25 protein-coding genes are annotated in these 23,757 nt (G+C 57.8%); 11 read left to right on the plus strand and 14 right to left on the minus strand.

Annotated elements, in window-relative coordinates:
• Nucleotides 1-92 precede the first annotated feature (92 nt).
• The 3 genes from A8O26_RS28000 to A8O26_RS28010 all read right to left on the minus strand — a co-directional run bounded on the left by A8O26_RS28000 (nucleotide 93) and on the right by A8O26_RS28010 (nucleotide 2,101).
• Entirely contained in the window at nucleotides 93-1,115 is a 1,023-nt protein-coding gene (locus tag A8O26_RS28000; protein ID WP_064120838.1) for an AbrB family transcriptional regulator, read from the minus strand.
• 158 nt (nucleotides 1,116-1,273) lie between these two features.
• Nucleotides 1,274-1,696: an HD domain-containing protein gene (locus A8O26_RS28005; RefSeq protein WP_064120839.1), complete on the minus strand. Its 423-nt coding sequence runs from the start codon at nucleotides 1,694-1,696 to the stop codon at nucleotides 1,274-1,276.
• 15 nt (nucleotides 1,697-1,711) lie between these two features.
• Nucleotides 1,712-2,101: a hypothetical protein gene (locus A8O26_RS28010; RefSeq protein ID WP_064120840.1), complete on the minus strand. Its 390-nt coding sequence runs from the start codon at nucleotides 2,099-2,101 to the stop codon at nucleotides 1,712-1,714.
• Nucleotides 2,102-2,267: 166 nt separating this feature from the next.
• Between A8O26_RS28010 and A8O26_RS28015 the strand changes: the two genes are divergently transcribed.
• Nucleotides 2,268-2,699, plus strand: a complete 432-nt coding sequence (locus tag A8O26_RS28015) for a hypothetical protein (RefSeq protein ID WP_064120841.1) — start codon at nucleotides 2,268-2,270, stop codon at nucleotides 2,697-2,699.
• Nucleotides 2,700-2,776: 77 nt separating this feature from the next.
• On the opposite strand, the gene A8O26_RS28020 is transcribed toward A8O26_RS28015, so the two are convergent.
• The gene (locus A8O26_RS28020; RefSeq protein ID WP_064120842.1) at nucleotides 2,777-3,061 is read right to left on the minus strand and encodes a hypothetical protein; all 285 of its coding nucleotides are present in this window, start codon (nucleotides 3,059-3,061) and stop codon (nucleotides 2,777-2,779) included.
• A gap of 174 nt (nucleotides 3,062-3,235) precedes the next feature.
• A complete protein-coding gene (locus tag A8O26_RS29615) occupies nucleotides 3,236-3,658 on the minus strand; it encodes a hypothetical protein (protein WP_081265271.1) in 423 nt (140 codons plus the stop codon).
• Nucleotides 3,659-4,060: 402 nt separating this feature from the next.
• Here A8O26_RS29615 and A8O26_RS29890 point away from each other — a divergent pair, with 402 nt between their 5' ends.
• Complete coding sequence (locus A8O26_RS29890) at nucleotides 4,061-4,600, plus strand: hypothetical protein (protein WP_155740696.1); 540 nt, start codon at nucleotides 4,061-4,063, stop codon at nucleotides 4,598-4,600.
• A 71-nt stretch (nucleotides 4,601-4,671) separates the two neighbouring features.
• Nucleotides 4,672-5,652 (plus strand): hypothetical protein, encoded by a 981-nt coding sequence (locus A8O26_RS28025; protein ID WP_064120843.1) that lies wholly within the window; start codon nucleotides 4,672-4,674, stop codon nucleotides 5,650-5,652.
• 165 nt (nucleotides 5,653-5,817) lie between these two features.
• Here A8O26_RS28025 and A8O26_RS28030 read toward each other — a convergent pair whose 3' ends face one another.
• The 4 genes from A8O26_RS28030 to A8O26_RS28045 form a co-directional block, all read right to left on the minus strand.
• Nucleotides 5,818-6,366, minus strand: coding sequence for a cupin domain-containing protein (locus tag A8O26_RS28030; RefSeq protein ID WP_064120844.1), 549 nt, complete (start codon nucleotides 6,364-6,366; stop codon nucleotides 5,818-5,820).
• 506 nt (nucleotides 6,367-6,872) lie between these two features.
• A complete protein-coding gene (locus A8O26_RS28035) occupies nucleotides 6,873-8,156 on the minus strand; it encodes an NAD(P)/FAD-dependent oxidoreductase (protein WP_064120845.1) in 1,284 nt (427 codons plus the stop codon).
• A gap of 49 nt (nucleotides 8,157-8,205) precedes the next feature.
• Entirely contained in the window at nucleotides 8,206-9,696 is a 1,491-nt protein-coding gene (locus A8O26_RS28040; RefSeq protein ID WP_064120846.1) for an aldehyde dehydrogenase, read from the minus strand.
• Between the two features lie 268 nt (nucleotides 9,697-9,964).
• Nucleotides 9,965-11,341 carry a glutamine synthetase family protein gene (locus tag A8O26_RS28045; RefSeq protein WP_064120847.1) on the minus strand — a complete coding sequence of 459 codons (1,377 nt, stop codon included), beginning with the start codon at nucleotides 11,339-11,341 and terminating at the stop codon, nucleotides 9,965-9,967.
• A gap of 282 nt (nucleotides 11,342-11,623) precedes the next feature.
• On the opposite strand from A8O26_RS28045, the gene A8O26_RS28050 reads away from it, so the two are divergent.
• The 5 genes from A8O26_RS28050 to A8O26_RS28070 all read left to right on the plus strand — a co-directional run bounded on the left by A8O26_RS28050 (nucleotide 11,624) and on the right by A8O26_RS28070 (nucleotide 16,854).
• The gene (locus A8O26_RS28050; protein ID WP_064120848.1) at nucleotides 11,624-12,385 is read left to right on the plus strand and encodes a gamma-glutamyl-gamma-aminobutyrate hydrolase family protein; all 762 of its coding nucleotides are present in this window, start codon (nucleotides 11,624-11,626) and stop codon (nucleotides 12,383-12,385) included.
• Nucleotides 12,386-12,751: 366 nt separating this feature from the next.
• On the plus strand, nucleotides 12,752-13,894 hold the full coding sequence (locus A8O26_RS28055) for an ABC transporter ATP-binding protein (RefSeq protein WP_064120849.1): 1,143 nt from the start codon (nucleotides 12,752-12,754) through the stop codon (nucleotides 13,892-13,894).
• The gene (locus A8O26_RS28060; RefSeq protein WP_064120850.1) at nucleotides 13,891-14,805 is read left to right on the plus strand and encodes an ABC transporter permease subunit; all 915 of its coding nucleotides are present in this window, start codon (nucleotides 13,891-13,893) and stop codon (nucleotides 14,803-14,805) included. Before A8O26_RS28055 ends, A8O26_RS28060 begins: the two co-directional genes overlap by 4 nt.
• Nucleotides 14,802-15,677 (plus strand): ABC transporter permease subunit, encoded by an 876-nt coding sequence (locus A8O26_RS28065; RefSeq protein ID WP_064120851.1) that lies wholly within the window; start codon nucleotides 14,802-14,804, stop codon nucleotides 15,675-15,677. Before A8O26_RS28060 ends, A8O26_RS28065 begins: the two co-directional genes overlap by 4 nt.
• Nucleotides 15,678-15,756: 79 nt before the next feature.
• Nucleotides 15,757-16,854: a polyamine ABC transporter substrate-binding protein gene (locus tag A8O26_RS28070; RefSeq protein ID WP_034155530.1), complete on the plus strand. Its 1,098-nt coding sequence runs from the start codon at nucleotides 15,757-15,759 to the stop codon at nucleotides 16,852-16,854.
• A gap of 245 nt (nucleotides 16,855-17,099) precedes the next feature.
• Here the strand turns inward: A8O26_RS28070 and thpR are convergent, their stop codons facing one another.
• On the minus strand, nucleotides 17,100-17,621 hold the full coding sequence (thpR, locus tag A8O26_RS28075) for an RNA 2',3'-cyclic phosphodiesterase (protein WP_064120852.1): 522 nt from the start codon (nucleotides 17,619-17,621) through the stop codon (nucleotides 17,100-17,102).
• Nucleotides 17,622-17,728: 107 nt separating this feature from the next.
• Here thpR and A8O26_RS28080 point away from each other — a divergent pair, with 107 nt between their 5' ends.
• A complete protein-coding gene (locus A8O26_RS28080) occupies nucleotides 17,729-17,923 on the plus strand; it encodes a hypothetical protein (RefSeq protein WP_064120853.1) in 195 nt (64 codons plus the stop codon).
• Between the two features lie 158 nt (nucleotides 17,924-18,081).
• On the opposite strand, the gene A8O26_RS28085 is transcribed toward A8O26_RS28080, so the two are convergent.
• Both A8O26_RS28085 and A8O26_RS28090 read right to left on the minus strand, forming a co-directional pair.
• Nucleotides 18,082-18,435 (minus strand): DUF1428 domain-containing protein, encoded by a 354-nt coding sequence (locus tag A8O26_RS28085; RefSeq protein WP_064120854.1) that lies wholly within the window; start codon nucleotides 18,433-18,435, stop codon nucleotides 18,082-18,084.
• Between the two features lie 2 nt (nucleotides 18,436-18,437).
• Nucleotides 18,438-19,520 carry a hypothetical protein gene (locus A8O26_RS28090; RefSeq protein WP_064120855.1) on the minus strand — a complete coding sequence of 361 codons (1,083 nt, stop codon included), beginning with the start codon at nucleotides 19,518-19,520 and terminating at the stop codon, nucleotides 18,438-18,440.
• Between the two features lie 287 nt (nucleotides 19,521-19,807).
• Between A8O26_RS28090 and A8O26_RS28095 the strand changes: the two genes are divergently transcribed.
• Entirely contained in the window at nucleotides 19,808-20,083 is a 276-nt protein-coding gene (locus A8O26_RS28095) for a hypothetical protein (RefSeq protein ID WP_064120856.1), read from the plus strand.
• Between the two features lie 71 nt (nucleotides 20,084-20,154).
• On the opposite strand, the gene A8O26_RS28100 is transcribed toward A8O26_RS28095, so the two are convergent.
• Nucleotides 20,155-21,219, minus strand: coding sequence for a hypothetical protein (locus A8O26_RS28100; protein ID WP_064120857.1), 1,065 nt, complete (start codon nucleotides 21,217-21,219; stop codon nucleotides 20,155-20,157).
• Nucleotides 21,220-21,334: 115 nt separating this feature from the next.
• A complete protein-coding gene (locus tag A8O26_RS28105; RefSeq protein WP_064120858.1) occupies nucleotides 21,335-21,538 on the minus strand; it encodes a hypothetical protein in 204 nt (67 codons plus the stop codon).
• Between the two features lie 243 nt (nucleotides 21,539-21,781).
• On the opposite strand from A8O26_RS28105, the gene A8O26_RS28110 reads away from it, so the two are divergent.
• Entirely contained in the window at nucleotides 21,782-23,536 is a 1,755-nt protein-coding gene (locus A8O26_RS28110; protein WP_064120859.1) for an L-lactate permease, read from the plus strand.
• The last annotated feature ends 221 nt before the right edge of the window (nucleotides 23,537-23,757 follow it).

Below are 23,757 nucleotides of genomic sequence, written 5' to 3' on the forward strand. Positions count from 1 at the left end.
GCCCCCTTGGGGGCGGTCCGAGGTTTCGGGTGGGCTGGGGTGAGGGGGATGGGTCTAACTGACACACCGCAACACATTCGCATCAACTCGAGTCAGGCTTCCTCCCGCGCCCGCCGCACCTGCACCAACAACGCCGGCGCAAAATGCAGCAACACCATCCGACTCAAATGATGAGTAAGGATAAACACCACATTCAACCCACCACCAAACGCGACAATCGCAATCGTCTCGATCGCCCCCGGCATATACGCCAGCCACAGCGACAGCGGATCACTGCCCAACCACCGCGCCGCGACTTCGGCAAATACTGCGGCGACCACGATCATCAAACCAACCGAGACTAACGCCGTGCGGCCATGACGCCCCAGTTCCGCGACGCCAAGGCCCTGAAACCTTGAGCCGATTCGTACACCGAGAATCAGCGCCGCCAGATTCAAACTCCAGTCCGGCATGTGAAAGCCATGCAGCCATCCCGACTTCACAAACACCGCCGTAATGATGATCGCCGTGAGCATGAACGGCGCCGGGACGCCGATCACCAGCAGCAAGCGACCGAGCAGCACGCTCAACGCGATCACCGAAAGCGCGGTCAACGCCATGCCTGTGGTCAGTGGATCACCATCGGCAACCGCCACCGCAGCGGCTTGACCGGGAATCAAGAAACTCACCAACACCGTGATGAGCAGTAAACGCATCAGGTGCACGATGATGACCTTGCTCGACGCCTTTTCCGACTCGAGTAAATCGAACACCGCCGCCAGTGCGCCGGGATAAACCGCCAACAGTGCATCGGTGCGATTCCAGCCTGCGCCGCGCGTCAGCCACCATCCGGCGAACGCGATTTGCACCGTCAGGCAAATCAGCAACACGCCGAGGCTCGGCAACATTGTCGAGGCCGTCTCGCTGTCCCACGCTTCGAACATCAGCCCGGTGGCGATGCCCAGCGTGACCTGGATGTAGCCCAGCCCATAGGGGGTTGCCGGGGCGATGCCGGTTTTGCTGGCGAACAAAGCGGTGACCACAATCGACCCCAACAGCAAGCCATGGGGCACGCCTTGGAACTGCAAGAGTGCGCCGAAACCGGCGGCAATCAACAAACACAGAATGGATTTCATAGTCGCCTTCCTGGCTAAAAAACTGACCCAACATCGTCGAATAATCACTTGTCACTGTGGGAGCGAGCCTGCTCGCGATAGCGTCGTACCAGTCGCAGATATGTAACTGACCTGACGCCTTCGCGAGCAGGCTCGCTCCCACAAGGAGGTCGTTTCTATTACATACGCAGCCGGCCAATCGCCCGGCGATACTTCTCGATCCGTTCCAGATCCTCCCAACTCGGCGAGGCAATCCGCGACAAGTCACTGTTCTCTTCCAGATCCGCCAACTTCACCACCCGACCGATCGGGTTCTGTGCGGCGCGGTCGACGAAATCCTCGTAGGACTCGCCGGGTACTTTGGTGACCGATTCAATCGCCGTCAGCACTTCTTCGCTGAAACCTTCCGTGCGCAGGTCATCAAGGCTGACGCCGCAATCCTCGACCACATCGTGCAGCACAGCAACGATACGTTGTTCCAGCGTGCTCATGCGCAACATGACTTTCAGCGGATGCAGAATGTACGGCGCACCGCCCTTGTCGACCTGCCCGGCGTGGGCCGTGGCGGCGATGGCGATAGCGCGTTCGAGGGTCTGGGTCATGGGAGTCTCCGTGGGTTAAACGCCGTAGCGGCCGCCGACGTGGATATTGCGCTTGAGCCAGTTGCCGATCGCCTTCAGGCGACTGACCGGCTTCGCTGGCCCGCAATGACGCTGAAGAATCAGCGACACCAATGCGGCCTGATCGGCTTGCGGATGGGCATCGATCAACTCGGCAACCCACGCACAATCGGCCTTTTTCAGATGCTCACGCCACTCGCCGGGCCAGGCGTCCAGTTCATCCAGCGCCAACCAGCGGGCACCGCCATGTTCCATGTGCCCGCCGGCCATCGACTGCTCGAAACAGAAAGGCGTGTCTGGCTTTGCAGGGTCAATGTGAAACAGGTAGATGTCGTGGAACGGATGCTGTGAGGGGAGCGCATTGTTGCGGCTGCCTATTTCGATCATGGGCAATATTCCAATCCTTGGGCGCTGAATGTTTCCGATTGTTTCGCAGTGTACGCGACTGGAGCAAATCAAAAACCCGATGGAACCTCCCTCCTCCGCACAATCTCGAAACTGTATCAGCGCCAAATCATCGATAAGACACGGCGCCCTTGAAGAGGAAACCCCGATGAACATTCGCTTCCTGCTTCTGCTCGCCACCTTCGCCATCATCCCCACCTGCGTCATGGCCGAAGGCTGCGACGTCCAGACCCAATCCTCCAGCGCCTCGGTGCCAGCGGTGGAAACCCACAGTTGCTATGAATACGAAGGCATGCCGGTCAACTCAATCGACTGGTCGTGCAGCAACGAAAGCAAAGACATGCTGAGCAGCACGAAAACCAAGGTTGAACATTGTGCTGACCATTATCAGGCCTCGTGCATCGCCACGATCACCCAGGAATCCCTGGCCAACCCGCACTCCACCAGCAAGGACAAAAACGCCAAAGCGATGAACATCCCCGACAACGCGCAAGTGACCACGTATTACTACGACGTGGAGCATTTGGCTCAGGCGCGGATTGATTGTGAGAATGGTGGCGGGCATTGGAAAACGAAGTAACGGCTGATATTCATGCTAGCCACACGCAAAGAAAAGCCCGGTTCAAAAAGACCGGGCTTTTTAATACGCGACACTCATCAACCGCCGCCGCTCCCGCCACTGCTGCTACCGGTTGATTGTCCGGCGCCACTGGGTTTGGTAGCAGAAGGCACCGGTCCGTTATCCGTCTTGCCGCCATCCCCACCTTTAGGCAGCGAATCGGCATCGGGATCGGCATTGGTGGCTGGGGATGCCGGCTCACGAGTCTGGCTGGTGCCGTCGTTTGCCGTTGGGGTGGACGTCTCGCCGGCCGCGATCGCGTACAGCGAACTGCCGGACAGGAGCGCCGCGAGGGTTAACACCGCGATTTTATGGTTCAGCATGGTGGCTCTTCCTTTGCGTGGTGAGTTACAGCATTGGAAGAAGGTGTACGACGAAGGTGCGGTGCGTCGGACGAGTGGTCGATTGCAGGGTGAATAAACTCCACTCAATACCGGTTTCATGTTCAGTGATGACGAACCGCTGGAGTACCGCTTCATCATTAGAAAACGGCGCGATTAATGGGCGATCGCTTGGCACTGGGCGCGTAAGTCGTTGTCCTGAATGACACCACAGGAACCTGAACTCTGTTTGGCAAGACAAAAAGCACGCTGATCACTGTCAGATATAGAACAACCGGAACCGCTGGTCTCCGCCAAGCAGGCGCTACGCAAGTTAGAATCACTGATCCCCCCGCAACCAGCGCCTTGTTGCCGGGCCATACAGTAACTGCGTTGGTCACTGTTTGTGATTGAGCCACAACTGTCGCCGCCAATTTCAGCATCGCAGATACTTCGCAGCTCGGAATTATTGATCCCTCCACAGTTACTGGCGCCTTGCCTGGCGAGGCAAAAAGCGCGCTGATCACTATCGCTGATGCTGGAGCAATCAGCGTATGCGTAGCTGCTCAGCATCAAAAGCATCGCAAGAATCAGTTTCATCTCTCACTCCCTCGGGCTTGCCGGGAAACAGCCTGGCACTGGTTGATCCGTTCACAATGAGCGTCGCGACACGCCATCAAATTGACATCGTTTTTGGTGAAAGTTCCAACCCCGGGAATGGCGAACGCGCAAAGTCGCGAAATCGCCCACACTAAGGAAAGCTACTCAAGGAAACGCCATGGAAACGCTTATCGACCTCCAAAGCTGGCACTTCCTGACCAATTGAAGAGTGCAACCTATGACGATCAAAACACCGCTCCACCACTACGCCTACATGTCCCACCCCGCCACCGACCATCCCGCCCTTCCAACACTCGGAGCTTCCAACTAGAATAGAATGATGGCACTCTGGCACCCCAAATACTAACCATCTAAATTTTCAAGAAACAACAAGGAAAGAAAATGGACTGGAAGTTTTTTGCAACCACTGCAATAGCGTTAACTGCAATCTGGATTTCGTGGCGCGCCCGACAAGAGGTACAACGCGCGTCTAAAGCCACATTCGAACTACAAAGCCGCTTGGAACACTACGAGCACTTTCCAATTATTAATATCTCTGTAATCCCGGACGGTAACAAAGTCAAAATAGTAATTAAAAACACCAGCCCAAAAAACTCAGCATCCTCATACAAAATAAGATTAATATTAAGAATAACCGCAGGAAACGCCACCTTCAGCATATCAAAAGAAAATTATGTTCATCATGGCAGCTTTTTGGGTCCAAATACTACTGAGAATATTTCACCTGACGAAATAAACGATTGCATCGCCCACGCAATTGGACCATTAAAAAAATACCCTAGCGATCAAAACCACTTCGTACTTCGCGCGTATGCCGAATGCATCCCGCCACATTCGAAATCAAATCCAATTTTCGAAGAAGGAGTCGGCTTCTTCACATACGAGGAGGATCAACTAAAACTGACACCAGAGCCCACATAGAAACAAATTTGATTACCCACAAATAGAAGACAAACCATCCACACGTGAATCTCAACCTAAAAGAATTTGAAATGCCTCGCAAGACAATATCGTTAGCACTTAAATTTTTTACACTAGATCCCAACACAGGATTAGAGAATCAAATATTATTTTGGCTGGCTATCGGCATTCCTGCCTTGATAGCGATTTTACTTGGGATCCCAGTCTGGCTCCCCTATGCATTTAGCTTTACACCGGAGGGCTATTCGAAATTCCTAGAAATCAGCAAACTTCCAATTGGCATCCTCTCCCTTTCGATTCCATTGGGTGTGCTGATTGGAAAACTTCATGGAGCAAAACAAACTGCAGCACAAATTCAAAACACAAAAATTCAGATCCAAAGTACAGACAAAGACAACAAAACCAAGCTGTACATCTCTCACTTTGAACACTTTTGTAAAAATATAGACTTCATAGAAAGCTCATTAAAAATCAGATATTCGAACATCTTGTCCAACCCCTCAGCCCCGATAATAAACAAACCAAGTCTTTATCGAATTTGCTATCCAAGCAACTCTATCCACCTCGGGGTAACGCCTATGAGCGAGGAGTTCAAATCGCTAATAAAATGCCGACTAAAACAACTCGACGATGCACTCAAGGATCTAGTTTTCCTGCCAAAAAATGACGACACGAAAGCCTCCGTCGAAGCGTTGAGAAAGGTAGAAATTACATTATTTCTTGTTCAGGACGACGCAGCAAACTGCCTTGACAAGTTGAATTCAATTTTCATAAAGAGCTCAACCATTGAGGAAACACTAAAAGACAGCTTTTATTACGGAGTCAACAAAGAAGCAGGCGACTATAAAAAACAAGCAAGCTTTCTAGCTCAACTAATAGAGGGCATCGAGTCGATAGAAACATTAAACCCAAAAGACAGAGTAGCGAATGATTTTTTTATGGGCTGGCGCACTCACCACCCTTACTTCAGACCCCAAAATGATAAAATTGAAAAAAGAATAGGTGAAATACTTCCTCACACACAGCCAAAGAAGGTAGGTACTCACCTTTAATTGAAATACGCCACGAACCACACTATCAAACTTAAAATTCTGACTATCAAAACACAGGCGACAGAAACTCCCCGTTTAAATATTTTCTGTCGCTGCCCCGCCCTCCACGCATGAATAAAAACAGACAAAGCCCGCTTACCCTGCCATTAGATAGATTTTCCGCACTCAAAAATTCGCCGGCGTATTCGCACTAATAATCTCAGCCTCATCCGCCCCGATATTCCGAAACTTATGCGGCAATGTCGTCGGAAAATAATACCCATCCCCCGCATTCAACACACTCACCGCCCCATCCACGGTCAACTCAACCGTGCCCCGCGTCACCAACCCACACTCCTCGCCCTCAGCATGCACAATCGGCTCTTCCCCGGAACTCGCGCCCGGGGCGTATTGCTCACGCAGCAAGCGCATCTGGCGGCTGGGTACGGAGGCGCCGATCAGTAGCAGGCGCAGGCCGTGGCGGCCGAGGTCGGGTTGTTCGTTGGCGCGGAAGACGTATTGGTGTTCGCGCGGCGGTTGGTCGAAGGTGAAGAAGTCGGCCAGGGACATCGGTATGCCTTCGAGCAGCTTTTTCAGTGAACTGACGGAAGGACTGACGCGATTCTGTTCGATCAGGGAGATGGTGGCATTGGTCACGCCGCTACGTCGGGCCAGCTCGCGCTGGGAGAGTTTGTAGCTTTCGCGTACTAGTTTGAGTCGAGAACCCGTATCCATGACAGCCTTATGTGAGTAGTACTTAAGGGTAATGGGGGTGGGTGGCGGGTGCCGCGCGAGGCGCGGATCACGTTGCTCCCGTGTCCCGGAACCGTGAAAGGCGGCTATTAAATCACGTTTGCTGGTGTTGCTCAGCAGGTTCGATGGACGGTGCGGCAAAAGTCCTTCTGGCCTTGGTAATACAGTCATTGTGGGAGCGAGCTTGCTCGCGAAAGCGGTGTGTCAGACGACATGGAAGTTGGCTGATATGGCCTCTTCGCGAGCAAGCTCGCTCCCACAATTGGATCTCTTTTGTGTCAGTTGGCTTGGTGGCAGATGTCAGACTGTCATCGCTGGCAAGCCAGACTCCCACAGGGTTGTGGTGTTTCTGTGGGAGGGATGGTGGCTGGGCTGGCCTCATCGCGAGCAGGCTCACTCCTACAATTTGATCTTTGGTGTGTCATTGGGATTGGTGGTGTGTGATGAAAAAAACCGGCGGGGTCTTGGGCCGCCGCCGGGGAGGTAACTTAGAGGCCGAAGCGGTCGCGCAGCGAGTAGTAGACGGCGCCGAGGGCGGTCAGTGGCGCGGAGAAGGTGCGACCGCCGATCATCGGCATGTGCGGCAACGAGGCGAACGCATCGAAACGCTCAGCGTCGCCGCGGATCATTTCCGAGATCAGTTTGCCGGCGAGGTGCGAGCAGGTGACGCCGTGGCCGCTGTAGCCTTGCATGTAGTAGGCGTTTTTCTCGATGCGGCCGAATTGCGGCATGCGGGACATGGTCAGCAGGAAGTTGCCGGTCCAGCGGTAGTCGATCTTGACGTCTTTGAGCTGCGGGAAGGTCTTGAGGATCTTCGGGCGGATCAGCTGTTCGATGTCGTCCGGTTCACGCGCGCCGTAGACCACACCGCCGCCGTAGAGCAGTCGGTTATCGGCGGTCAGGCGGTAGTAATCCAGCAGGTAGTTGCAGTCTTCGACGCAGTAGTTGTTGGTGATCAGGCTGCGCGCCTGTTTCTCGGTCAACGGTTCGGTGACGACGATCTGCGAGCCGCACGGCATGCTTTTCGCGGTCACGCGGTTATCCAGACCTTGTGGCAGGTAGGCGTTGCCGGCGATCAGCAGATACTTGGCGCGGACCTGGCCTTTGGCGGTACGCACAATGTTCGGCTCGCCGTATTTGATTTCCACGGCAGCGGATTGCTCGTAGATCTTGCCGCCCAAACGCACGATGGCTGCGGCTTCACCGAGCGCCAGGTTCAGCGGGTGAACGTGGCCGCCCTGCATGTCGAGCAGGCCACCGACGTAAGCGTCGGAGCCGACTTCACGACGAATCTCAGCCGCGTCGAGCATCTTCAGGTTGTTGTTGCCGTAACGCTCCCAGCCGCGCTTCTGCTCGGCCAGACCGTTAAGTTGTTTTTTGTTCATCGCTGCGAAAATGCCGCCCGGGCGGTAGTCGCACTTGATGTCGTATTCCTTGATGCGCGAACGGATGATGTCGGCGCCTTCGAAGATCATGCTGCCGAGAATTTCTGCAGTCTTGTCGCCGTAGCGCTCTTCGATCACGTCGACGTCGCGGCTGTAGGAGTTGACCAGTTGACCGCCGTTGCGACCGCTGGCACCGTAGCCGACTTTCGCCGCTTCCAGCACCGTCACTTTGTAGCCGGCTTCGGTCAGGAACAGCGCCGAAGACAGGCCGGTGTAACCGGCGCCGATAATGCAGACGTCGCACTCTACCGATTCTTCCAGAACCGGAAAGTCGATGACTTCATTGCGAGTGGCGGCGTAGTAGCTGTTTACGTGTTGCTGTTTCATACGTTTCTCCGAGGGCCGCCAATAAAAGGCGACCACCGCTGTAATAGAGTCAGAGCTTGATCCAGGTCGCTTTCAGCTCGGTGTACTTGTCGAAGGCGTGCAGCGATTTGTCGCGACCGTTGCCCGATTGTTTGAAACCACCGAACGGTGCGGTCATGTCGCCGCCGTCGTACTGGTTGACCCAGACGCTGCCGGCGCGCAGGCCACGGGCGAAGGTGTGCGCCTTGCTGAGGTTGCTGGTCCACACGCCGGCGGCGAGGCCGAAGATGCTGTCGTTGGCGATCTGTAGCGCTTCTTCAGCGGTGTCGAAGGTGATCAGCGACAGCACCGGGCCAAAAATTTCTTCCTGAGCGATGGTCATCGCGTTGGTCACGCCGTCGAACAGCGCCGGTTGCACATAGAGGCCACCGGTTTCTTCGAGGGTGCGTTGGCCGCCAGCGATCAGTTCGGCGCCCTGCTCGCGACCGATGCTGATGTAGCGCAGCACGTTATCGAGTTGACGCTGATCGACCACGGCACCGACGGTGGTCGCCGGATCCAGTGAATGACCCGGTTTCCACGCTTGCAGCGCTTCCACCAGCAGCGGAATGAACTGCTCGCGGATCGAGCGTTCGACCAGCAAGCGAGAACCGGCGGTGCACACTTCGCCCTGGTTGAAGGCAATGGCGCCGGCCGCTGCTTGTGCTGCCGCGCGCAAGTCCGGTGCGTCGGCAAACACCACGTTCGGGCTCTTGCCCCCTGCTTCGAGCCAGACGCGTTTCATGTTGCTTTGGCCGGCATAGATCATCAGCTGCTTGGCAATCGCCGTGGAGCCGGTGAAGGCCAGCACGTCGACGTCCATGTGCAACGCCAGCGCCTTGCCGACGGTGTGGCCGAAGCCTGGCAGGACGTTGAACACGCCTTTCGGAATGCCGGCATCCAGCGCCAACTGCGCGATGCGGATTGCGGTCAGCGGCGACTTTTCCGAAGGCTTGAGAATGAACGAATTGCCCGCCGCCAGCGCTGGAGCGAACTTCCAGCTGGCCATGATCAACGGGAAGTTCCACGGCACGATGGCCGCGACCACGCCGGATGGCTCGCGGGTGACGAGGCCGAGTTGATCGTGCGGGGTGGCGGCGACTTCGTCGTAGATCTTATCGATAGCTTCGGCGCTCCAGCGGATCGCGTTGGCGGTCGCCGGGATGTCGATGCTCATCGAATCGCTGATCGGTTTACCCATGTCGAGGGTTTCCAGCAGCGCCAGTTCTTCCTGGTGCTGCAGGATCAGATCGGCGAAGCGGATCAGGATGCGCTTGCGCTCGGCCGGGGCTTTTTTCGCCCAGATGCCGGATTCAAAAGACTGGCGTGCGACTTCGACGGCGAGGTTGGCGTCGGCTTCATCGGTGCTGGCCACGGAGGCGAGGAAACGGCCGTCAACGGGGCTCAGGCATTCGAAGGTGTCGCCACTGATGGCCGGGCGGTATTCACCGTTGATGAACGCGCGGGCTTCGATGGTCAGGGACTGGAAGCGTTGTTCCCAGTCGTTGCGGGTCGTTGTCATTGTTGTGGCTCGACAAGGGGGGATTGGGGGTGTCGGGTTGCTGTGTCTGATTTGGGATGGCTGCCCTCACCCTAGCCCTCTCCCGGAGGTAGAGGGGACCGATTGGGGGATGCTCAAAATCGCCGCCGACCTGAAAAATCTTTGCCGAATCCATAATCGACTGGATCGTTCAGGTCGCCGAATATCTCAAGACAACCCGGTCAGTCCCCTCTCCCTCCGGGAGAGGGTTAGGGTGAGGGGCTCTTCAGCTTTTGAGGGCCTCAGCCAATCACACCGTATGCAGATACCAGTTGTACTCAAGGTCAGAGATCGAATTTTCGAACTCGGCCAGCTCGCTTTCCTTGCACGCGACAAACACGTCGATGTACATCGGGTCGATATAGCGGGCCATGACTTCGCTGTCGTCCAGCTCGCGCAGTGCATCGCGCAGGTTGTTCGGCAGGCTTTGCTCGTTCTGCTCGTAGCTGTTGCCTTCCACCGGAGCACCCGGTTCGATCTGATTGGTCAGGCCGTGGTGAATACCGGCCAGCACCGAAGCCATCAGCAAGTACGGGTTGGCGTCGGCACCGGCGACACGGTGCTCGATGCGCACGGCGTCCGGCGAACCGGTCGGTACGCGCACGGCCACGGTGCGGTTGTCGATGCCCCAGCTCGGCGAGTTCGGTACGTAGAACTGCGCGCCGAAGCGGCGGTACGAGTTGACGTTCGGGCACAGAAACGCCATTTGCGCAGGCAGGGTCTCCAGCACACCGCCGATCGCGTGACGCAGTGCGGCGTTCTGCTCGGGATCCTCGCTGGCGAAGATGTTGTTGCCTTCTTTGTCCAGGATCGAAATGTGTACGTGCAAACCGTTGCCCGCCTGGCCCGGATACGGCTTGGCCATGAAGGTGGTGTCCATTTCGTGGTCGTAGGCGATGTTCTTCACCAGACGCTTGAGCAGGACCGCGTAGTCGCACGCCTTGATCGGGTCGGAGACGTGATGCAGGTTGACTTCGAACTGCGCCGGGGCGCTTTCCTTGACGATCGCGTCAGCCGGGATGCCCTGCTCTTTCGCGCCTTCGAGGATGTCTTGCAGGCAGTCGACGTATTCGTCGAGATCGTCGATCAGGTACACCTGAGTCGACACCGGACGCTTGCCGGACACCGGCGAACGTGGCGACTGCGGACGACCATTCACGTTGTCCTGGTCGATCAGATAGAACTCGAGTTCGAATGCCGCGCAGATAGTCAGACCGAGGTCATCGAATTTGCGCACGACGTTGGCCAGCACTTCACGCGGGTCAGCGAAGAACGGCTGGCCTTCGATCTCGTGCATGGTCATCAAGAGTTGTGCGGTTGGGCGCTTCTGCCACGGCTCGATGCTCAGGGTGCCGGGGATCGGGTAGCAGATGCGGTCAGCGTCGCCGATGTCCAGACCCAGGCCGGTGCTTTCCACCGTGGAGCCATTGATGTCGAGCGCGAAAAGCGAGGCCGGCAAGTTAATGCCTTTCTCGTAAACCTTATGAAGACTGGTGCGTTCGATGCGCTTGCCGCGCACCACACCGTTCATATCCGCAATCAGAAGGTCGACGTACAAAACCTCAGGATATTTCTTAAGGAATGCGTTTGCTTCGTTGAGTTGAACGGTACGCAGAGGGACCGACATGATGCACCTATTTAGCTGTTAATTATTATGTTCACTGCTGTTTCGCCGAGCCAGTCAACCCGAACGGCAAAGTGAAGTCAATAGCGAACAGATGACCGCTCAGGGTTTATTTTTCGGGCTTTTTTTAACACTTGCGTGCCAATACAGGCACCAGAGCCCCGCGAATCATGAAGATATGATGAACGGCGTTTAGAATTTTTTACATGGCAGTTGTTAATTAAAATCAACGAGGCTAAGCTCCGGAAAAGCTCGTTCAAGTGTCAAACTTCGAGGTGAATAAAAATGGCATTCAAGCCATTGATCGGCGTTACTGCGTGCGTCAAACAGATTGGCCTGCACCCCTATCACATCAGCGGCGACAAGTACTTACGTGCTGTCAGTGTTGGCGCTGAAGGGTTGCCAGTGGTCATTCCTTCCCTTGGCAAGCTGACCGAAATCGAAGACCTGCTCGGTCAACTCGACGGACTGCTGCTGACCGGCTCGCCTTCCAACGTGGAACCTTTCCACTATCAAGGCCCGGCCAGCGCCCCCGGCACGGATCACGATCCGGCGCGGGATGCCACCACCCTTCCTTTATTGCGTGCAGCCATCGCGGCGGGCGTTCCGGTGCTCGGCATTTGCCGTGGCTTCCAGGAAATGAACGTGGCGTTCGGCGGCAGCCTGCATCAGAAGGTGCACGAGCTGCCCGGCATGCTCGATCACCGCGAAGCCGACAGCCCGGACGTGGCCGTGCAATACGCACCGGCCCACGCCGTGACGGTATTGAGCGGTGGCGTGTTCGAGGCGCTGGAGTTGCCCGGCGAGTTCCAGGTCAACTCGATTCACAGCCAGGGCATTGATCGTCTCGCCCCCGGCCTGCGTGCCGAAGCGGTGGCGCCGGACGGTCTGATCGAGGCGGTCTCGGTCGAACACAGCCCGACCTTCGCCCTCGGCGTGCAATGGCACCCGGAATGGCAAGTGCTCGACAACCCGAACTACCTGAAGATTTTCCAGGCATTCGGCGAGGCTTGCCGGCAACGGGCGGCGCGGCGCAACCAGCGCTGACTCAACCCAAGAATACGTAACGATTTACTGCCCCCACGAACGTCGGGTGTGCCTTTGCACATCCGTCATTCGTGAACAGCAACACCCGTAATAACAACAAGTACGACCCAGGCAGCCAGGACGGCGGCGCCGACCAAGCCGGATGGCAGGAGCAAGACCGTCGGATCAATGCAAAACCCTGTGGGAGCGAGCTTGCTCGCGAAAGCGGTGTGTCAGGTAACAACGATGTCGGCTGACACGACGTCTTCGCGAGCAAGCTCGCTCCCACAGGGGGATGTGATCCAACCGGGAATGCACCTGCAGGCTTGCAATCCACTTAAGCCCGGCCACATTGGCCAGGCGACTGAAACCTGTTGGGAGTTTCACATGGCAAACGCCTCCAGCACTTACAGGAAGGCACTTGAAGGTCATCAGCAACCGAAAAAGGTTCTGGTGAAAGTCGACCGTGTCACCAAGAAGTTCGACGAAACCGTGGCCGTGGACGATGTGTCCCTGGAGATCCATCAGGGTGAAATCTTCGCCCTGCTCGGCGGCTCCGGTTCGGGCAAATCGACCCTGCTGCGCATGCTCGCCGGTTTCGAGCGTCCGACCGAAGGGCGGATTCTGCTCGACGGCGTGGACATCACCGACATGCCGCCGTACGAGCGGCCGATCAACATGATGTTCCAGTCCTACGCGCTGTTCCCACACATGACCGTCGCGCAGAACATCGCCTTCGGCCTCAAGCAAGACCGTTTGCCCGCCAGCGAAATCGACGCCCGTGTCGATGAAATGCTGCGTCTGGTGCACATGACCCAATACGCCAAACGCCGCCCGCACCAGTTGTCTGGCGGTCAGCGTCAGCGCGTCGCCCTCGCCCGCTCGCTGGCCAAGCGTCCGAAGCTGTTGCTGCTCGACGAACCGATGGGCGCGCTGGATAAAAAGCTGCGTTCGCAGATGCAACTGGAGCTGGTGCAGATCATCGAACGCGTCGGTGTGACCTGCGTGATGGTGACCCACGACCAGGAAGAAGCCATGACCATGGCTGAGCGCATCGCGATCATGCACCTGGGCTGGATCGCGCAGATCGGCAGCCCGGTCGACATCTATGAAGCGCCGGTCAGCCGCATGGTCTGCGAATTCATCGGCAACGTGAACGCCTTCGACGGCACCGTGGTGGAAGACCTTGAAGGTCACGCGATCATCCACAGCCCGGACCTGGAACAGAAGATTTACGTCGGTCACGGCGTCAGCACCTCGGTGCAGGACAAGTCGGTCACCTACGCGATCCGTCCGGAAAAAATGCTCGTCAGCACGACCAAGCCGGAGTTCCGCTACAACTGGTCCGAAGGCAAGGTGCATGACATCGCCTATCTCGGCGGTCACTCGGTGTTCTACGTCGAATTGCCCGGCGGCAAAATCGTCCAGTCGTTCATGGCCAACGCCGAACGCCGTGGCGCACGTCCGACCTGGGACGACAAAGTCTACGTGTGGTGGGAAGACGACAGCGGCGTGGTACTGCGCTCATGAAAACCTTCAATCAGCAATTCCTGCGCTTGGTGCCCAGCGGGCGAAAACTGGTCATTGGCATCCCGTTCATCTGGCTGTTCCTGTTCTTCATGCTGCCGTTCTTTCTGGTGATGAAGATCAGCTTCTCGGAAGCCGCGCTGTCGATCCCGCCGTACTCGGAGATCTACACCTACGCCGAACAGAAATTCCAGCTGATGCTGAACATCGGCAACTACACCATGCTCGGCGAAGACGAGCTGTACCTGTCGGCCTACCTCGGTTCGCTGAAAGTCGCGGCGCTGAGCACGATGATGTGTCTGCTGATCGGTTTCCCGATGGCCTACGCAATCACCAAGACCGGCAAGGAAACGCAAAACGTCCTGCTGCTGTTGATCATGATGCCGACCTGGACCGCGATCCTGATCCGCGTTTACGCGTGGATGGGCATCCTCAGCAACAACGGTCTGCTCAACGCGTTTCTGATGTGGACGGGGCTCACCGATCACCCGATCGAGATCCTCAACACCAACACTGCGGTGTATATCGGTGTGGTTTACGCGTATTTGCCGTTCATGGTGTTGCCGCTGTACGCCAACCTCGTCAAGCACGATGGCAGCCTGCTGGAAGCCGCGCAGGATCTGGGTTCGAGCAACTTCAACAACTTCTGGAAAATCACCGTGCCGCTGGCCAAGAACGGGATTATTGCCGGCTGCATGCTGGTGTTCATTCCGGTGGTCGGTGAGTTCGTGATTCCGGAACTCTTGGGTGGCCCGGAGACGCTTATGATCGGTCGCGTGCTGTGGCAAGAGTTCTTCAATAACCGCGATTGGCCGGTGGCGTCTGCGCTGGCGGTGGTGATGCTGTTGATCCTGATTGTGCCGATTCTGCTGTTCAACCGCAGCCAGGCCAAAGAGATGGAGGCACGGGGATGAAACGCTTCGGTTTTTCCAAATTCATGCTGATCTTCGGTCTGATGTTCATTTATCTGCCGATGCTGATTCTGGTGATCTACTCGTTCAACGCCTCCAAACTGGTGACGGTGTGGGGCGGTTGGTCGGTGAAGTGGTACGTCGGCCTGCTCGACAACACGCAACTGATGGGCTCGGTGGTGCGCTCGCTGGAAATCGCCTGCTACACCGCGATTGCTGCAGTGGCGTTGGGCACCCTCGCCGCTTTCGTGCTGACGCGCGTCACGCGCTTCAAGGGACGCACGCTGTTTGGTGGTCTGGTCACCGCGCCGTTGGTGATGCCTGAGGTGATCACCGGTCTGTCGCTGTTGCTGCTGTTTGTGGCGATGGCGCAGTTGATCGGCTGGCCGCAGGAGCGTGGCATCGTCACGATCTGGATCGCCCACACCACGTTTTGTGCCGCCTATGTGGCGGTGGTAGTCTCCGCCCGCCTGCGTGAACTGGACCTGTCGATCGAAGAAGCGGCGATGGATCTGGGGGCGAAGCCGTTCAAGGTGTTTTTCCTGATCACCATTCCAATGATCGCGCCGTCGCTGGCGGCGGGCGGGATGATGTCATTCGCCCTGTCGCTGGATGACCTGGTGCTGGCCAGCTTCGTCTCCGGGCCGGGCTCGACCACGTTGCCGATGGAAGTGTTCTCGGCGGTGCGGCTGGGCGTGAAGCCTGAGATCAACGCGGTGGCGAGCCTGATTCTGCTGGCGGTTTCCTTGGTGACCTTCCTGGTCTGGTACTTCGGCCGCAAGGCAGAAGCCAACCGCAAAAAAGCGATTCAGGAAGCGATGGATCAGACGGCGAATGAGTCGTGGCAACCTCAGCAATCCGCAGCCACTGCTTAACCTATATCCCTAACCCTCTCCCTCGGGAGAGGCTTAGGGGGCTTTGCGTAACGTGAATAAAAAGAATGGAGTTGTACCGATGAAAATGTTTGGCAGGACTCTGCTGACACTGTCCTTAATGGGCGCAATGGTCATGGGCGCCCAGGCCAACGACAAGGTGCTGCGCGTTTACAACTGGTCCGATTACATCGCGCCGGACACCGTCAAGAAGTTCGAAGACGAGACCGGCATCCGCGTGACCTATGACGTCTTCGACAGCAACGAGACCCTAGAGGCGCGCTTGCTGGCGGGCAAATCCGGTTACGACCTGGTCGTGCCGTCGAACAGTTTCCTGGCCAAGCAGATCAAGGCTGGCGTCTATCAGACGCTGGACAAATCGAAGCTGCCGAACTGGAAGAATCTCAACCCGGTGCTGCTGAAAAACGCCGCCGCCAGTGATCCGGACAACGCCCACGCGTTCCCGTATATGTGGGGCTCGATCGGCATCGGTTTCAACCCGGCCAAGGTCAAGGAAGTGCTCGGCGCCAACGCCCCGACCAATTCCTGGGACTTGCTGTTCAAACCGGAGAACGCGGAAAAACTGAAAGCCTGCGGCATCAGTTTCCTCGACTCGCCGACCGAAATGATCCCGGCCGCCCTGCACTACCTGGGCTACCCGGTGAACGACAAGGACACCGCGCACATCAAGGAAGCCGAGGCGCTGTTCATGAAGATCCGCCCGAACGTGGCGTACTTCCATTCCTCGAAATACATCTCGGATCTGGCCAATGGCAACATCTGCGTGGCGGTCGGTTACTCCGGTGACGTGCTGCAGGCCAAGGCCCGCGCGGTGGAATCGGGCAACAACGTGGTGATCGATTACAGCATTCCCAAGGAAGGCGCCGGCAGCTTCTACGACATGGTCGCCATCCCGCGCGATGCGGCGAACGTCGAGAACGCTTACCTGTTCATGGACTTTCTGATGCGTCCGGACATCATTGCCGAGATCACCAACAGCAACGGCTACAGCAACGCCAACGCGGCGGCGACGCCACTGGTGGATGAAGCGATCCGCAACGACCCGGGCTCGTACCCGTCGCAAGCGGTGATGGCGACGTTGTATGCGGTGCCGGATCAACCGATTGCCACACAGCGGATCATGACCCGTGGCTGGACCCGGGTGAAACTCGGTAAATAAAAACACTGATGATCAACAATGTGGGAGCGAGCCTGCTCGCGAAAGCGGTAGGACAGGCGACGAAAATATTGGATGCGCCGACGCCTTCGCGAGCAGGCTCGCCCCCACAGTAAAGCAATGCAGTGCTGAAAATTTCCCGTTCACGCAGCGCCTTACCACCGCTGCACCCTGCTATGAACGGCCTCACCTGGCTTCCTCAGTTCAGGTGAATTCTCAGGCGCCCTCGGGCGCCTTTTTTTGTGCCCTCACAGCAGCGGCCAATCCTGCAGAACCCGATAGCGCCCCTTGTGCGATTCGAACAGGGCAAAGCGTTCGGCGCGCAGGAAGAACTCCGGCGCCGTGGCCGATTCCGGTTCCGGCGCGCGGTAATCGCGAGCCAACGTCAGATGCGGACGAAACTCGCGGGTTTTCTCTTCAAAGCCAAAGGGCAACATCGCCTGTTCCAATGCGTAGACCAGCCGCAGCAACGCTTGTGGCGCCTGCTCCGGTGCCAGCGACAACACCCCGGCGCGATGCCAGACCTGCAAGCGATCCAGCGAAATCTTCAACGTCTCACCCGGCGTGCGCACTTGCCCGGCGGCCTCGCAGACTTCGTTGATCTGCGCCAATGGCACGGCACCGAGAAACAACAGCGTCAGATGAAAATTGTCCGTCGGTACGGGTTTACCGGTTCGCAACCCCAATTCCCCGCGCCACTGAGCAATCGCCTTGCGTTGCGCCGGCGGGCAATCGAGGGCGAAAAACAGTCTCTTCGCTTCATCGCTCATGGCCCTGCTCCCTTGTTCATCGTGGTCGTGCGGATTCTACACAGCCTGATCTGACGACTCGTGACAGGAAGCTATAGTTCAAGGATTGCCATCAATCGGAGGCCGCCATGCGCGCGATCCTCAGCAAAGAGCCGTGGTGGGCCCGGCCACCGCATCCCGGGCAGGATGAAAACGAGCTGGAATGGGGCTGGCTGGTGCATTACAGCGAAGGTGAGCCGCGCTTCGAATTTGTCCTTGAACGCCCCACGGATGAACAAATCCGCAACCGCAAAGGCTGCCGCATCACTCCTTCAGCCGACTGAACACTGCCAGTAAACACTAACCCTGTGGGAGCGAGCCTGCTCGCGAATGCGGAGTATCAGTGACCTTTTTGTCGACTGACACACCGCATTCGCGAGCAGGCTCGCTCCCACAGGGTTTTGTGGTGAAGCATGAATCTTGCCCATTCCAAAATCGGGTTTCAGGACTCAAGAATATTTTTAAAGCCGCCAAAGATCATGCGCTGACCATCAAACCCCATCGGGTTGACGTCCGGTTGCATGCGCGGATCCTCCATCATTTTTGCCATGCCGGCATCACGGGTGGCTTTATCCGGCCAGATCAGCCAGCCGGAGGACACCGTCTCGCCTTCCTTGAGTTTTACCGCCATGGGGAACGATGTGACCTTGCCGTCCGGCACGTCATCACCCCAGCACTGAACCACGTCCTGAGCACCGTATTCCTTGAACAATTTGGCGGCGATTTCACAGTGCTTTTTGTACTGCTCACGATTGGCAGTCGGCACCGGCGCCACAAAAATATCGATGTAAGCCATGATCACTCTCCTTGCACGTTGGGTTCGATCTGCTGATTGGTCGATTGCGGCGGATGCCATTCGACAGGGTTCACGCCCAAACCGACCGGCGGCTCATCGCCCCCACCCAGATTGCGCTCGACCTGCCCCGCCATGTGCAACGTGCCGGCCATTACGCCAGTCGTCGGGTTCTGCACCAGTTTCAGCCAGGCTTTGTCGAAGGTGCTGCCCAGACTGCTGCGGATCAGCGCTTCGCTGTCAGGCCGGTCATTGGCCTGGATGATCGCGCGAATGCCGGCCACACCGACCGAAATCAGTCCGCCAGCCAGTTTCCCGGCCGCGGCAGCGACCGCACTGGCGGCACCGCGCGGGGCCATTTCCGCTTCCATCCGCTGGCTGGCACGCTTGGCCACCGGCGCCATGCCGGCATCGGTCGAGGCGATCCCCTTTGAGCCGCCCTCGGTATGGACCTTGTCGATCAGCGCGGCGTAGGCCGGCAGCGTGTTCAGCGGCTCGGTACTGATGACCTGATACAACGAAGCATCTCGTGCCGGTGGCGGGCCGAGGGCAATGGCCGGAATCTTCTGCAAACGGCCATTGAGCTGCGCAACCGGCACGCCATGGCGCTGGGCGATGAGCGGCATCTGCTGCGCCATCAACTGCGCATAGAACGCCGTCGCCTGGCCGAGAATCGCATCCGGGTCGATCTCCACGGCCACCGGCGCCAGCACTCTTTCCTGATATTGCTCAAGCAGATACGCCGCCAACCGCTTGGCCGAGGCGTCCTGTTCACCGCCGGCATTGATCGTGTACCAACTGACTTTCATCGACAGCCATTCCTGGGTCCAGTAGCTGCTGAACCACGGGATGAAATTTTCTTCAGTTTGCTGATAGACGCGAGTACGCCAATGTTCCATTGAACCCCGGGCAAAGACTTTGACTTGCTCAGTGGCTTGTTGCGAAGCGCTGACGATTTCCCGGTCGATTTGCTGCCAGGTCGCAGGCGACACCACAACGGCCTGCGGCACTGACACCGGCGCCCGCACCGAGGTGGCGCAGCCGGCCAGCAAAAGCAGTGCGGCGACGAGCAGCGCACACGGGTTCACGGTAGCGGTTTCCTTCAAATGTGTGGGAGGCAGATTTGAGTATAGGTGTGAGTATCGGGCCGTTTGTCCGGTTGTGGCTGGACTGGCGCCTTCGCGAGCAGGCTCGCTCCCACAGGGGTATGCATTTCAAAGTGGGAGCGAGCCTGCTCGCGAAGGCGCCATCAGCAACACCCCAAAAACCCCAACCATCAATGCCATCGATATTCACCATCGCGACGATTGCCTTCCGCCCACCGCCCATCAAAGGCACGATTAAGCCATCCGAGACACAACGAGGAGTTCACATCATGATTCACACCCACGTCACACTCTCCGTGAGTTTCCCGGTGTTCGGCAGCAACTATTACGACCAGCACGTCGTGTCGCACAAAGCGCAGGCACTGGTGTTCAACGAAGCTTTCGAAGATTTGCTGATGCCCGCCGCCACCAACCATTTCAGCAATGAGGTGGTCGGCATCAACGATCAGTTCCGTTTTCTGAGCGACATTCTCGCCACCCATTTGCTGGACATCGAGGCCACTGTGCCTTCGCGATCCAGCGTCCGGGCGAGCGCTCGTTTTTAATTGCAACACGCACAAAAAAGCCCACTGGCCATTTCGGCGCAGTGGGCTTTTTCACATCAGGGTTGCGCCGTTCAGCGCTTCCAGCACTCGGCATAACGCGAGCAGACGTTGTACTGCGCATCCATTTTGGCCATGCGGTCGAGATGGCGTATGACGGATTCGGCCATGACTTCCTTGGACGACTGGAAGTAGTACATGATCATGTCGGTTTCCATGTCGGTCGGCGCCGCGTTGCCACGCTTGCCGGAAGTACCGTCGACGGCAGACCATTGCTTCAAGCGCTTGTCGTCGATACTGCGCAGACGCTTGCGATATTCGTCGCTGGAACGGGTGATCGCCTCGTCGGCAATCGCCGAACTCTCATTGTTGAATTCGGCCAGATTCTGACGGTACAGCGCCCAGTAATCGTCTGGCAGTTCAAAGCCCATTTTCGCCTTGCGTTCGCTGATCAGGGCATCGAGCTTTTGCGGCGTAAACGTCGTCGAGACCGGCTTCTTCGCGTCGGACTTCATCACCACGAAGAGGCTGCCATTGACGATGCGGTCGATCATGACCATACGTTCCGGCGTATCCGGCAGCAGCACTGGTGGCTTGGGAAAGATCGGGTTGCGCCCGGCACAGGCCGCCAGGCCCTCACGTTTCATCAGGATCGGCGTGCGCACGTCCTTGCCATCGATGCGCTGCACACGCTGCATCAGCGTCGAACACTGGCGACCCTTGAGGTCGAAGGTCAGCTCGTATTCTGTATCGCGCTGAGGTTTGAAGCTGAAACCCGACCCGCACACGGCATAACCGGTCTGGGTGTTGACCTTCAGGTACATTTCCTTGTCGGGCGGCAGTTTGATTTCCAGGTAGCTCTTGGCCTTTTCCGGGGGCGCCACACTCATGCCGACCCGGCGCGTGCTGTCGACGATGAACAGGTTGTTGAGCAAGCCGGTGGTCTGGCCATCGCAATGCTCTGCATCGTAGTAATCCACCGAAGCGTTATCGGTGCTGGCGACAAAGCGCAGCTTGGCGGCATCAGGTGCGGCCGAATCCTGATAGGTGCCCATCTGGGTACATCCCGACGCCAGGAGGCCCGACAGAACGGCACCGATAACAACGGGTGAGCGACGCAACAGCAAAGCCACAGACATGATCATCCTTGGGGAGAAGGGGCAAAAAAACGGCGATGCTACTGAATTGCCATCATTGCGTCCACTCCCCCCGCGTCTGTGCGACTGTTCTGCTGATCGGGCACGCAGAACTCAGTCAATCGTCATCGCGATCACGGTAATAGCGACGGCCATCGCGGCGGTCGTCGCGGTCATCCCAGCGCCGGTCATGGTCGTAATTACGGCCATGGTCGCGGTCGTAATGACGGCCATGGCGGTGGTCATCATCAAAATCCGCGACACAGCCACCGAGCATTACGGCGGCGGTCACGGTCAGCAGCATCGTTGTAGCGCGCTTCATTCAACACTTCCCTAAAACCAAGGTCTTGACGACGGAATCGGCAACGCTGCCCACGCCTTCAGGACGCAGTGCGCGCAGCCGCAGATACGACCGGGCAAACGCGGGTTGATTCAGTGGCCACTATCGACCGTTGGTCGCCCCGCCCGCCCCGCCTGAGCAGCGGCGAAATGCCACCTATACTCCTTGCAACCAAGCCCCACGCAATGGATCTGCGCCCTCAATAACAACAAGCAGAGGTGGACCATGGTCTGGCAGCAAATCTATGACCCGTTCGGCAACCCGGTGCTCTCCACGCTCATGGCCGCCGTGCCGGTGGTGGTGATGCTCGCGGCGCTGGCGTTCTTCCACGTCAAGGCGCATCTGGCGGCGTTGCTGGCGCTGGCTTCCGCCCTGCTCATATCGATCTTTGCCTTCGGCATGCCGGCGAGCATGGCCGGTTCCGCCGCGTTGTTCGGTGCGGCGAATGGCTTGCTGCCGATCGGCTGGATCGTCCTGAACATCATCTTTCTGCATCGCCTGACCACTGAGAACGGCTCGTTCAAAGTGTTGCAGGATTCCCTCGCGCGGATCACCGATGACCGCCGTTTGCAGTTGCTGCTGATCGCGTTCTGCTTCGGTGCGTTTTTCGAGGGCGCCGCCGGGTTCGGCACGCCAGTGGCAGTGACCGGGGCGATTCTGATCGGCCTCGGTTTCTCGCCGCTGGCAGCCTCGGGTCTGGCGCTGATCGCCAACACCGCGCCGGTGGCATTCGGCGCGTTGGGCACACCGATCATTACCCTGGCGAAAGTCACCGGACTGGATGAGATGGAACTGTCGATGATGGTCGGTCGGCAGTTGCCGTTCTTCTCGGTGCTGGTGCCCTTCTGGCTGATCTGGGCGTTCGCCGGCTGGCGCAAGATGCTGGAGATCTGGCCAGCGATTCTGGTGGCCGGGGTGAGTTTCGCCGTGCCGCAGTTTCTGGTGTCGAACTACCACGGGCCGATGCTGGTGGACGTGATTGCCGCGCTGATTTCCATGGCTTGTCTGACGTTGTTTTTGAAGGTGTGGAAACCGGCGACCATTCACACCTCGGCAGCGCTGTCGGGGCGCGTCGACAACTCTAAAGTCGAGGAAGAAAAAGTCACCGCCAGCGCCGCGTTCAGTGATCAGGCGCGTCCGGCGGTAATGCGCGCGTGGATGCCGTGGATCATCCTCACGGTGTTCGTATTTGCCTGGGGCACTCAAGGCTTCAAGAACATCTTCGATGTGCGCCCGGCGATCGATCCGGTTACGCACTCGGCCAAACTCGACCCCACGGGCAAACCGCTGAATGAAGCCAATCCGATTTTCGCCCCGGCCGTGACCTTCACCACCCTGCACCTGCACATTGAAAAAGTGCCGCCGGTGGTGGCCGCGCCGAAAGCCGAGGAAGCGGTGTACAAATTCACCTGGTTCACCGCCACCGGCAGCGGGATTCTGCTGGCGGCGATCGTCGGTGGTTTGCTGATGGGCTATTCGATTCCGCAACTGATCAAGCAATACCTGCGCACGTTGTGGGTGGTGCGGTTTTCGCTGATCACCATTGCGGCGATGTTGGCGCTGGGGTTTCTCACGCGCTATTCGGGACTCGATGCGACGATGGGTCTGGCGTTTGCGGCGACGGGGATTTTCTACCCGATGTTCGGCACGTTGCTCGGTTGGCTGGGTGTCGCGTTGACCGGTTCCGATACCGCGTCGAACGTGCTGTTTGGCGGCTTGCAACGGGTCACCTCGGAACAACTCGGGATCAGTCCGGTACTGATGGCGGCGGCGAACAGTTCCGGCGGGGTGATGGGCAAAATGGTCGATGCGCAATCGATCGTCGTCGCCTCCACCGCGACTCGCTGGTATGGGCATGAGGGCGAGATTCTGCGCTACGTGTTCTTCCACTCGATCGTGCTGGCGATCCTGGTCGGCGGGCTGGTGACGTTGCAGGCGTATGTGGCGCCGTTTACACATATGGTGGTTGGCTCACATTAGCCAGGCAGAATCCATTCCAGTGTGGGAGCGAGCCTGCTCGCGAAGGCGTCCGGTCTGCCAGTGAAGATATTGGCTGTGCCGGCCTCTTCGCGAGCAAGCTCGCTCCCACAAGGCTGTGTGTGGTCCAGAAGATTAATGAGCCACACGCATAACTCTATAGCGCAAATCCGACAAAACCTTTTCCTCTCTCTGGCAGTCACTCCTTAACGAGACCGGCGATG

Source organism: Pseudomonas fluorescens, assembly GCF_001648775.1.
GTDB classification, from domain to species: Bacteria; Pseudomonadota; Gammaproteobacteria; order Pseudomonadales; family Pseudomonadaceae; genus Aquipseudomonas; species Aquipseudomonas fluorescens_M.